Raw genomic sequence first — 11280 nt, 5'->3', positions numbered from 1 at the left:
TACGTGTTACTCACCAGTTCGCCACTCTCTCACCCCCGAAAGGATGATACCGTTCGACTTGCATGCCTAATCCACGCCGCCAGCGTTCGTCCTGAGCCAGGATCAAACTCTCCATCATATCGATAATATGAATGAATTGACTTCTGTTGGCTCGCACAAATCTCTATGGCACTCTATATGCTTTTAAAGAACTCAATTTGCGCAGCATCTCAAGCGCGCAGGATAGCCATGAAAAAAACAGCGGTTTTTGTGTCAACACAAATTTTTGAAAATATTCCGCCCCTGTGACAGCCTCTTATTTTATCTGCTTATCTGCAGTATGCTTAAAGAATGGAAAGAAAATATGGCTTGAGTTCAAATAGAGTGGCGCGACTATTGTCATCCCAAGCTGGCGACCCTTGAAAGAGTGAAGCAATGCCTACTGGCCATTAAGGCCTTTTCCCAGGCACCAGTCTCGCCTCCCGCACGATACCCGCATTTGATGCGGGGATTTGGCGAGAGGCATGCGAGGGGAATGGTCGAGACCGCTAAGAAGGAGGCAGGAATCCAGATCGGGAGGCTTTGGACCATCTAAAGGTAAACGAAATTCATTGACATATATACTGCCTGTATTTTTTGGGATTATTCTAAACAAATTAGGGAGTGTGAAAATGCTCAGGTATAAACTTCTTTCCAAGCTGCACCGGGCTACTGTGACCGAGTGCGATCTGAACTACAATGCCAGCATCCAGATAGACAGCGAACTTTTGCAGCTTAGCGGCATGCACGAGCACGAGCGCGTGGAGATTTGGGACGTGAACAACGGGGCGAGGTTTTCCACCTACATCATCGCCGCGGAACCCGGCAGCCGCAAGATCAGCATCAACGGCGCCGCGGCCCGGATGGTGCACACAGGAGACAAGATCATCGTGGTCAACTACGGCCTGATGGACGAGAAGGAAATGGAAACCATCCAGCCCAAGATCATTATTTTGGGCGAGGGCAACGAACCGGTTAAATAATGCGGGTTTGCAAAATGGTCGCAGAAGTCCGCCAGGCTCTGGCAGAGGCCAGGCAAGGCCGGAAAGTCGGCTTTGTGCCTACGATGGGCGCCCTGCACCGCGGCCATCTTTCCCTGGTGGAGCGCTGCGCGATGGAGACGGACCTGACAGTGGTTTCGATCTACGTGAATCCCGCCCAGTTCGGCCCGAAAGAAGATCTGGGCAAATATCCCCGTGACCTGGAAGGCGATCTGGAACTGCTTTCCCAACACCGGACGGATCTGGTATTCTTTCCCAACAACGAGCAGATGTATCCCCAGGGTTACAGAACCTGGGTTGAGGTGGAGGGCCTTTCCAATATTCTCTGCGGCGCCAGCCGGTCCGGTCATTTCCGGGGTGTGGCAACCGTGGTGCTGAAGCTGACCCAGATAGTGAAACCTGACCTGATGTTCATGGGTTTGAAGGATTTTCAACAGATAGTGGTGCTGGAGCGCATGCTGCAGGACCTGAACAGCGAAACCCGAATCGCGCGCTGTCCCATCGTTAGAGAGGAAGACGGACTGGCGATGAGTTCGCGCAACGCGTATTTAAGCCCCGAAGAACGCGTCCAGGCCAGATGCCTTAGCCAAGCCTGGAAACAGGCGAGAGAAACTGTGGCACAGGGCTGCCGGAACAGCCTTGAATTATTGGATCATGCTGAAAAAACAATTCTGGAAGCCGGTGGCCAGATAGACTACGTCAAAATCGTGAACTCCGAAACCCTTGCCGACGTGGACATTGTGGACGAAAATTCACGCATGTTGCTGGCTGTGAAGATAGGCAACACGCGGCTGATAGACAATTCGGCACTACTTGCCTGACAGCGGGTCGGGCCGGAAAAACTTGACCCATTATACATGCAATTCATTAATTCTATTATTCATTCGCGAAAGTGGCGGAATAGGCAGACGCGCTGGACTTAGGATCCAGTGGGATAATCCCGTAGGGGTTCAAGTCCCCTCTTTCGCACCATATATTCAGGAGACAAAGTGCAAACAGAATTCAAACAGATCGACCCAACCACCAAAGAGATAGTGCTCACCGTGGAAGCCGAAAAAGTGGACGCGGCCTACCAGAAATACCTGCAGAAAGCAGCCAAATCTCTGGAAGTGCCGGGATTCCGCAAAGGCAAAGCCCCGCTGAGCATGGTCACAAGGCTGCACGGCGACAGAATCAAGGACTATTTCGAGAAAGACTATGTGGACGAAGCTTTCTCCGAAGCAGCGAAGGAACATGACATCCGCTTCCTGCTCTATCCGGAAGTGAAAGAACTGGAGTGGCAGCAGGGTTCCGAAATGAAGATAACCCTTGAGATCGAGCACGAACCGCCGGTGGAATTCAGGCAGATAGACAATCTGCAAGTGCCCTTCAAGCCGCTGGTTCTGGAAGAAGAGGTGGAGAAGTTCATCCAGAAACTGAGCACCGAACACGCCACCTTCCAGCACATTGATGTGGCCGAAACAGGAGACTTGGTGTTGGGGCATCTGAGCTTTGAGCTGAACGGCACCGCACATACCGTGGAAACAACCTTTTACGCCGATGACAAGGAGACGGAGGGGTTCCCCGGCAAAATCGTGGGCGCCAGTACAGGTGACAGGCTGGAAGCGGAATTGGACGGCAAAAACCTGAAATTGATGCTGCCCAATGACCATGGGCTGGATGTGGACGAAGAAGCCAAATACGCGTGCAGCTTTGAAACGAGCGACATCACCCGCAACGTGGTGCCAGCCATCGATGACGAATTTGCAAAGGACATGGACTTTGCCGACCTTACGGAAATGCGTGCCAAGATCGGTGAAGACATGAAAACCAGGATCGAGCATGTCAATTATGATGGCGAAAACTCCGCCATCCTCGCCAAGCTTTATAACGACAACCAGTTTCCCCTGCCCAAAAAGACATTACAATACCTGGTGGTCCAGGAACTGGAAAGTTTCGACGAGAGATACCGCCAAATGCTGCAGAAATACGTGATAGACAAGGTAGTGCAGGACATGGTGAGCATGTATCTGCTGGCCGCGCTGCAAAAGCAGAGCGGTACGGAATTTTCTGAAGAGATGAAAGACGCCTATATCGAACACAGGGCCATACTGGATGAAAAGAATCCCGCAGCGTACCGCGAGCAGAACCAAGAAATGATCGACGGAGAGAATTTCAGGGAAAGCGCGCTTAACTATCATATCCTGCGTGGGATCGCTACCACTTGTATTTTCGTGGAACCTGAACCGGAACCGGAGCCGGAACAGCCGGAGGACACCGAGTTTGAGGTTTCTAAGGAAACCGAGGAGGAACAGGAATGAACTACATTCCCATGGTGATAGAACAGGTGGGTCGCACCGAGCGGGCTTACGACATCTATTCGCGCCTGCTGAAAGACAGGATAGTCTTTGTGAGCGGTGTGATCGAGGACAACCTGGCCAATTCCATAGTGGCGCAGCTTTTGCATCTGGAAGGCGAGGACCCCGAACGCGACATCTATATGTACATCAACAGCCCCGGAGGGATAATCTCCTCCGGATTGGCGATATACGACACCATGCAGTACATCAAGCCGAACGTGAGCACCATCTGCATCGGCCAGGCCGCCAGCATGGCAGCGCTGCTGCTGGCTGCCGGGCATCACGGCAAACGCACCGCCCTGCCCAACAGCCGCATCATGATCCACCAGCCCCTCGGCGGCGCGCAAGGCCAGGCCAGCGACATCGAAATCCAGGCCCGTGAAATCCTCTACCTGCGCGAAAGGATGAACGAAATCCTGCACAAACACACCGGACAGGATTTGAAAAAACTGGTGGAGGACACCGACCGCAACTTTTACATGGACGCCCTGCAAGCCAAAGAATATGGCATCATCGACGAAATGATCGTCACCCGGAAATAACTTGACGGGATTCACAACGGTACAATTAGTGAAACTAAGGCATCCAAACCGAACAAAGAAAACCAGGAGGATTTCTTGGATAAGTTCAAGAACCTGAGCTGCTCTTTCTGCGGCAGAAACGAGCTCGAGGTGAAAACCCTGATCCGCGGGATTGCAGGGAATATCTGCGATGAATGCATCGCCATGTGCCACAACATCGTGGTGACCACCGCTCCTGAAACCTCAGAAGAAGTGGTCGAACTGCCCCGGCCCAGCGAGATCAAGAGTTATCTGGACCAGTATGTGATCGGTCAGGAACAGGCTAAAATGATCATCTCCGTAGCGGTCTATAACCATTACAAACGCATCTTCCGCCAGGACGACAAAGACTCCATCGAGCTGGAGAAAAGCAATATCATGATGATCGGACCTACTGGCTGCGGCAAGACACTGATTGCGCAGACTTTGGCCAACTATCTGAAGGTGCCCTTCGCCATTTCCGACGCCACCACTCTCACTGAAGCTGGCTACGTTGGTGAAGACGTGGAAAACATCCTGGTGCGTTTGCTGCAAGCCGCGGATTATGATGTGGCCAAGGCAGAGCGCGGCATCGTCTATTTAGACGAAATCGACAAGATCAGCCGCAAATCAGAAACCCCCTCGATCACCCGCGACGTCTCCGGAGAAGGCGTGCAGCAGGCTTTGCTGAAAATCCTGGAAGGCACCAAGGTGAACGTTCCACCCAAAGGCGGGCGCAAACATCCGCAGCAGGACTTCATCGAAATGGATACCAAAAACATCCTCTTCATCGTTGGCGGGGCTTTCTTCGGCCTGGAAAAGATAATCAAGGAACGCCTGGACACCAAGGCCATCGGCTTCGATGTGAAGCTGGGCCGAGTGACCGAAGAATACAACATTTTTGACCATACTGTGTCCAGCGATCTGCTGAAATACGGCCTTATCCCAGAACTGATAGGCCGCATGCCGGTGCTCTGCACTCTGCACGAACTCAGCGAAGAAGCGCTGGTGGATATCCTCACCCAGCCCAAGAACGCCATCTGCAGCCAGTACAAGAAATACTTCCAGATGGATGGTGTGGACCTGGAATTCGATCACGAAGCCCTGCGCGAGATCGCCAGCATCGCCATCAAGCAAAAAGCGGGCGCCCGCGGGCTGCGTGCCATCATGGAAAAGTTCATGCTGAAAATCATGTATGACATTCCGGATATGGAAAAACTTCGCGGTTGCCGCATCAGCGCGGATGTGGTGAGCAAAGGCAGCGCACCGGAATTCACCTTTGCCGGCAGCACCGCCCGCAGAAAAGCGGTCGGTTCGAGTTGATGGGCCTATGCAATGAAACACGGGCTGCTGCTGTTGCTGCTGGGCATGGTTCTGCCGCTTTTGGCCTGCACGACCACGCCGGGCGAACTGAGGGTCCGCAACCGCAGCGCTGACGACATCTGGGTAAGCGTGGCTAACTTGGAGCCGCACAAGATCAGTGGATGGTCGAACTGGTCGCTGTTTTACAAGGAAACCGCCGTCCTCAGTGTAAGCTTCATTGGCAATTACGTTTTCGCCAACGGGGTGGAGCAGACTGTGCGCCCGGGGTTGATCTCCACGGTGGACGTTCTTCCCTCCGGCGGCGCCATCGCCTTTGCCAACGATGCAGAATTAACCATAGCCGAGGTCTACATCTCCCCCACTGGTGATCTGGATTGGGGCCCGAATGACCTCGCCGGGGGCCTTGAATCTGGCCAGAACACTATCTGGACGGTTACCGCGGGAACTTGGGACCTCAAATTGGTTGATAGTGACTTCCGCGAATACTTCTGTTACGGAATCGCCGTGACTACAAACCAGACCCAAAGCCTCAGTTTTTCAGATTTCGGCAAAGCCTCAGACGGCAAAAACGCCTCCCGTGTCCAAGCCAACGATAATTAGAAAAAGGAAGTACCATGACTGCTGAGATCACAGCACCACGCCGAGAACGCCTGGCCGCGCTCCTTTCCGACGGAGAATATGTTATTGTCTTTGCCAATGCCCAGTGCAAACTGCAAAAGTTCAGACAGGACAAGAATTTCCTCTACCTCACCGGGCTCAACCATCCCGAACTTATCTATGTTGCTGGCAAATATGGTAGCCGCTTCAACGACATGCTTTTCATCGAGCGCAGCGACCCCGAACGCATCGTGTGGGAAGGCGAAAAACTCGACGCGAAGGAAGCCACACGGATCAGCGGGATCAAGCAGGTGCGCTATCTGGACGAATTCTACCCCACCCTGTCAGGCATGTGCCCCTTAATGCAAGTGATCCATGCCAACCTTGGCTTCGCCGGCCTGAACCAGCCGCCCACCCTGGCCATGCACATGCTCCAGCCCATTCGTGACCGCCAGCCACAGATCCAGATCAAACAGTTGAACGATCTCATCACCCCTCTACGCAAGATCAAAGACAACTGGGAAGTGAAGCAGCTGCAAAAGGCCATCGACATCACCGGACAGGGCATTGAAGACATCGTAAGTTCCGCCACGGCAGGCATGATGGAATACGAGCTGGAGGCAACCCTCTTTTACCGCATGCAGATGAACGGCCTGCAAGCCTGGGGTTTTGCCCCCATCATCGCCGCGGGCATCAACGCCGCCACTCTCCACTACGAAAAGAACAACTGCCGGATCGGGGAAAACGAACTGGTGTTGATGGACGTGGGCGCAGACTGCAACGGCTACAGTGCAGACGTTACTCGCTGCTTTCCTATCGGCAAGAGATTCACAGCGCGACAGAAACAGATCTACAGCCTCGTGCTGGGCGTGCAGAAAAAGGTGATCGCGGCTGTGAAGCCGGGCGTGAAGCTTTCCGAGCTCAACGACATCACCAAAAAGGGATTGGCGAAGGGCCTTATCGCCCTGAACCTGATCGATTCCGAGGACCAGGTCGGCAGATATTACATGCACAGCGTGAGCCACTTCCTGGGTTTGGACACCCACGACCTCGGCGGCCGTGAAGCAGTCTTGGAAGAGGGCAACGTGATCACCGTCGAGCCAGGCCTGTACCTTCCGGAGGAAAACCTCGGCGTGCGCATCGAAGACGACGTGCTGGTCATAAAAACCGGCCACAAAGTGCTTTCCGCCAAGATCCCCAAAGAAATAAAAGACATTGAGAAGCTGCGCCGCAGGGTGATTGCACCATGACCTGCAAAGCCATCTATCCCGGCACCTTCGACCCCATCACCCTGGGTCATGTGAACATTCTGGAAAAAGCCGCCAGACTTTTTGAAAAAGTTATCCTGGCCGTGGCGGACTACACCGGCAAAGAGAACCTTTTCAGCTTCGATGAACGCATCCGTCTTTGCACCGAAGCTGTTAAACATATCCCAAACGTGGAAGTGTTGGGTTTTGAAGGGCTGGCAGTGGAATTTGCCAGGAAACAGGAATGCCGGGTTATGATCCGCGGCCTGCGTGCCGTTTCTGACTTTGAATACGAACTGGCTTTGGCCCTCACGGACACCAAGCTCGATCCCGGCATCGAAACCATTTTCCTGGTGCCCAGCCTGCGCTATATGTACCTTTCTTCTTCTATGATACGGCAATTAGCGGAACTTGGCTCCGAACTCAATGATTCTGTGCCGGAAAACGTGGCCCGGGCCCTTGTAGAGAAGCATAAAGATGGCTAAGAAAACAGAATCTGTCCCAAAAGACATAATCCAGATTTCCGACCGCGCCCTGCCCGCAGACGTGAATGCCGAAGCCGGCGTTCTTTCCGCCATGATCATAGATTCGGGCATCGTGAGCAAAGGCATAGAGACTATCAAGGAAGAATACTTTTCCCGCGCAGCGAACAAACTGGTCTTCCGCTCCATCTGCGAGCTATTTTACGAAGGCGTAGAAACCGATCCCGTGACCCTGGCGAGCCGTATGGAACGCAACAACACCCTGGAAAAAGCCGGCGGAATACCCTATATCAACGATCTGGCCGACTTTGTGGTCTCCAGCGCCAATTTCGACTACCATCTCACCATCCTCACCGAAAAAGCCCTGCTGCGTCATCTGATAGTGGCCTGCAACGGCATCATAGAATCCTGCTACAGCTCGCCCAAAGCGGTGAAAGACATCGTTGACGAAGCCGAGCAGGCAATTTTCAAGATAGCCGAACTTCCCCACCAAATTGGCTTCCAGCGTTTTGACGAGATCAGCCACGAGGTGCTGCAGACCATAGACGCCATTGCTACAAAGAAGATTCCGGTGATTGGAATTCCAAGCGGCTACGGCGACCTTGACCGCCTCACCGGCGGTTTCAGGCCTGGCCAGTTCATCATCATCGCCGCGCGCCCCGCCATGGGTAAAACCTCCCTGGCATTGAATATAGCTTCCCACGCTGCGGTGAACATGGGCAAAAAAGTGGCCATCTTCACCATGGAAATGGCCGCGGACGAAGTGATAATGAGGATGTTCAGCAGCGCTTCGGAAGTGAACATGGACGCCATGCTGAAGGGTTACGGCATGAACGAGGAAAAGATGATCCGCATCATGCAGGCTTCCGAAGTGCTCTCCGCCAAACCCATTTACATAGATGAATCCGGCACCAACACCCCCCTGGAAGTCCGGGCAAAGGTCCGGCGCCTTGCCGCTGAAATCGGCGGCGTTGATCTCATCATCATCGACTATTTACAGCTCATGACCGTGCCCAAAGACCGCGACAACCGCCAACAGGAAATATCAGAAATATCCCGCGCGCTGAAAATCCTGGCCAAAGACATGAAAATCCCCGTGGTGGCCCTCTCCCAGCTAAACCGAATGCTGGAAACCCGTGAGGACAAGCGCCCCCGCCTGGCTGACCTGCGTGAGTCAGGCGCCATCGAGCAAGACGCCGACCTGGTGATGTTCATCTACCGCGATGAGTATTATTATGGAGAAAAATCCGAAAAACCCGGCATAGCGGAAATAATCGTGGGAAAAAACCGCCATGGCTCCACAGGTTCGGTGGACCTGGGCTTCGTAAAGGAATTCACCCTCTTCCGTAGCATCGACACTGTGCATGAAACTTGATTTCCTCGCCGGAATTGGCGCCTTCACCATCTTCATTGGCAGGGTGCTAAAAAGCCTGCCGCGTTTGGGGAAGCGCCGCGAGGAATTCGTCATCCAGCTCAAGCGCATCGGCATTGATTCACTGCCGCTGATCGCCCTAACCTCATCTTTCACCGGCCTCGTGACCGCGCTGCAGCTTGTCTATCAAGGTCGCGGCTACATTCCGGACCACCTCTTCAGCGTGCTCATCAGCAAATCCACCATGATTGAGCTGGCGCCGGTGCTCACGGCTTTGGTAATGACTGGTAAAGTGGGCGCCGCCATTGCCGCGGAGATCGGCTCCATGAAGGTTAGCGAGCAACTGGACGCTCTGCGCAGTATGAGCGTGGAACCGGAGGAATTTCTTTACCTTCCCCGGATCGCGGCAGGCGTGGTGGCCTTTCCCCTGCTCACTGTCTTTGCCAACATGGTCGGGATCGGTAGTGCCTGGTTTTTCAACTGGGTGCAAAACGGCATCCACTACCACACCTTTTTCAACAACATCCGCAGCTACTTTCAAACCTTCGACCTGCTCAGCGGCATCGTGAAGTCCATCGTGTTCGGCTTCGTGATCACCTCCCTGGCCTGTTTTTTCGGCGACCGAACCAGAGGCGGCGCCGAGGGTGTGGGACGCAGCACCATGCAAACCGTGGTCTATAGCTCCGTGTGGGTGCTGGTGATGGATTTCATCGTGGCTTTCCTGATCCTGGGGTAGTTGTGAGGCGGTCCCTCCAGCTTTTTCCGGTCTTAATTGCCATCACCCTTGCATTGATGCTGGCTTGCGGAGCCTGCAAAGCCAAACCGGAACCGGTTGCGGAAAAGCCAGCTCCGACCAGTTCCCTGACTATCTTTGCCCTCCAGCACATCCGCTCCTCCGGCTTCGAGGCAGTTGTCCTAAAGGATTTCGCGGACAAAAACAACACCGCCCTGAAGGTGGTCGTTTTCCCGGACCTGGTCTCGCTGCTGGATTCCCTCAGCGTTTCGGACAGCCTTGCCAATGCCGACATCGTGCTGGGGCTGGACAGCGCTTTCGCCCTCTCCGACTCGATCCTGAAACCATTTGCTCCCCTGCCCGAGATTTCGCTCATTGAGGTCAGCCTCGATATCCCCCGCGACCCCGGCCAGCGCCTCATCCCCTATGCCACGGCCAATCTCAGCTTCATCTGCGACACCCGCAAATATCCAGACCCGCCCAAGTCGTTCGGAGAGCTTCAGGATGCCCGCTACTACAACCAAATGGGACTCTGCGACCCCTCCACTTCGGGGCTGGGGAGGTCTTCTTTGCTCTGGACCGTGGCCCTGTTTGGGGAACGCGGTTATGATCAGCTCTGGAACAGCTTCCGCAAAAACGTCCGCCACCTCTACCGGGATCACGGCGAAGCTCTGAACGCGCTGCGGAGGGGAGATTGCGGCCTGATAATCGGCTACAACTCAGTTCCCGCCTGGATAAGTGAGTTCCATCCCTCCGAAAGCCACATCCAGGCAGTGATTCCCCAAGAGGGGTCTTTCCGCCACACTGAATGCGCTGCCCTCTGCGCGGGCGCCCCCAACCACACAACAGCCCTGCTTTTCCTGCGCCATCTGATTTCCGCGGAAGCCCAGCAGTTCGTGATGTTCAAGCTGGCCATGCTGCCCGTGAACGGACGCACCCCGCTGCCGAGGGGTTTTTCCCGCCTGCCCTGGAGCGTTTACAGCGTCAACAGCCGCCTGGATAGATACGAAGCAAATCAAAACCTGCCCCTTTGGCTGGAAAGCTGGAATCGCCTGATAAAAACCCTGCCCGGCCTTTGATGACGCTGCCCCTTCCTTCAGCAAACCTGCACGTGGTCCTCTATGAACCGGAGATTCCAGCCAACACAGGCAATATCGGCCGGCTTTGCGTGGGTTCGGGAGCAATTCTCCACATCATCCAGCCCTGCAGATTCCTGCTTACGGACAAAGCGCTCAAACGGGCCGGACTGGATTATTGGGAGCATCTGGACCTGAGGCTGCACAAGGATTGGGAGGAAATTCCCCGCCTCTGCCTTCCGGACCGCATCTGGCTTTGCACCACAAAATCCAGCCGCAGCTATCTGGAGCCCCGTTATCAGCCTGGCGATTTCCTCGTTTTCGGCCCCGAATCCAGAGGCCTGCCCCAAACCCTCCTTGATGCCCATCCCTCTCAGACGCTCACCATCCCCATGAGCCCCAACCTCCGTTCCCTCAACCTCTCCAATGCCGTTGCCATCGTCCTCTTCGAAGCCCTGCGCCAAACCATCGGTTCCCGTGGTTGAGTGTTTCCATCCACACCCTTAGCGGTCTTTTCCATCCCTCTCCCACGCCCCTCGCCAAATCCCCGCAT

The 11280-nt window shown here is 54.5% G+C and carries 12 protein-coding genes, 1 tRNA gene and 1 rRNA gene; 13 read left to right on the top strand and 1 reads right to left on the bottom strand.

Annotated elements, in window-relative coordinates:
• A 16S ribosomal RNA gene (locus tag GX466_07650) occupies window positions 1–120 on the bottom strand; the annotation flags it as partial.
• Window positions 121–650: 530 nt separating this feature from the next.
• On the opposite strand from GX466_07650, the gene GX466_07645 reads away from it, so the two are divergent.
• The 13 genes from GX466_07645 to GX466_07585 all read left to right on the top strand — a co-directional run bounded on the left by GX466_07645 (window position 651) and on the right by GX466_07585 (window position 11212).
• Complete coding sequence (locus GX466_07645) at window positions 651–1001, top strand: aspartate 1-decarboxylase (GenBank protein NLH94072.1); 351 nt, start codon at window positions 651–653, stop codon at window positions 999–1001.
• Entirely contained in the window at window positions 1001–1840 is an 840-nt protein-coding gene (locus tag GX466_07640) for a pantoate--beta-alanine ligase (protein NLH94071.1), read from the top strand. Before GX466_07645 ends, GX466_07640 begins: the two co-directional genes overlap by 1 nt.
• Window positions 1841–1905: 65 nt before the next feature.
• Window positions 1906–1991, top strand: a tRNA-Leu gene (locus GX466_07635).
• A gap of 17 nt (window positions 1992–2008) precedes the next feature.
• A complete protein-coding gene (locus GX466_07630) occupies window positions 2009–3319 on the top strand; it encodes a hypothetical protein (protein ID NLH94070.1) in 1311 nt (436 codons plus the stop codon).
• Window positions 3316–3900: an ATP-dependent Clp endopeptidase proteolytic subunit ClpP gene (gene clpP / locus GX466_07625; protein NLH94069.1), complete on the top strand. Its 585-nt coding sequence runs from the start codon at window positions 3316–3318 to the stop codon at window positions 3898–3900. Before GX466_07630 ends, clpP begins: the two co-directional genes overlap by 4 nt.
• Before the next feature lie 75 nt (window positions 3901–3975).
• Window positions 3976–5220: an ATP-dependent Clp protease ATP-binding subunit ClpX gene (clpX, locus tag GX466_07620; GenBank protein NLH94068.1), complete on the top strand. Its 1245-nt coding sequence runs from the start codon at window positions 3976–3978 to the stop codon at window positions 5218–5220.
• 12 nt (window positions 5221–5232) lie between these two features.
• Window positions 5233–5820: a hypothetical protein gene (locus GX466_07615; GenBank protein ID NLH94067.1), complete on the top strand. Its 588-nt coding sequence runs from the start codon at window positions 5233–5235 to the stop codon at window positions 5818–5820.
• Window positions 5821–5834: 14 nt separating this feature from the next.
• Window positions 5835–7067 carry a M24 family metallopeptidase gene (locus GX466_07610; protein NLH94066.1) on the top strand — a complete coding sequence of 411 codons (1233 nt, stop codon included), beginning with the start codon at window positions 5835–5837 and terminating at the stop codon, window positions 7065–7067.
• Complete coding sequence (gene coaD, locus GX466_07605; GenBank protein ID NLH94065.1) at window positions 7064–7549, top strand: pantetheine-phosphate adenylyltransferase; 486 nt, start codon at window positions 7064–7066, stop codon at window positions 7547–7549. Before GX466_07610 ends, coaD begins: the two co-directional genes overlap by 4 nt.
• Window positions 7542–8921, top strand: a complete 1380-nt coding sequence (gene dnaB / locus GX466_07600) for a replicative DNA helicase (GenBank protein NLH94064.1) — start codon at window positions 7542–7544, stop codon at window positions 8919–8921. The genes coaD and dnaB overlap by 8 nt, the downstream gene beginning before the upstream one ends.
• The gene (locus tag GX466_07595; protein NLH94063.1) at window positions 8911–9654 is read left to right on the top strand and encodes an ABC transporter permease; all 744 of its coding nucleotides are present in this window, start codon (window positions 8911–8913) and stop codon (window positions 9652–9654) included. The genes dnaB and GX466_07595 overlap by 11 nt, the downstream gene beginning before the upstream one ends.
• Before the next feature lie 2 nt (window positions 9655–9656).
• Window positions 9657–10730 carry a thiamine ABC transporter substrate-binding protein gene (locus GX466_07590; protein ID NLH94062.1) on the top strand — a complete coding sequence of 358 codons (1074 nt, stop codon included), beginning with the start codon at window positions 9657–9659 and terminating at the stop codon, window positions 10728–10730.
• Window positions 10730–11212, top strand: a complete 483-nt coding sequence (locus GX466_07585; protein ID NLH94061.1) for a tRNA (cytidine(34)-2'-O)-methyltransferase — start codon at window positions 10730–10732, stop codon at window positions 11210–11212. Before GX466_07590 ends, GX466_07585 begins: the two co-directional genes overlap by 1 nt.
• Window positions 11213–11280 lie beyond the last annotated feature (68 nt).

The organism is Candidatus Cloacimonadota bacterium, assembly GCA_012516855.1.
Taxonomy (GTDB): Bacteria; Cloacimonadota; Cloacimonadia; order Cloacimonadales; family Cloacimonadaceae; genus Syntrophosphaera.
Note: the sequence above shows the minus strand (reverse complement) of the source record. Positions and strands in the feature narration are given on the sequence as shown.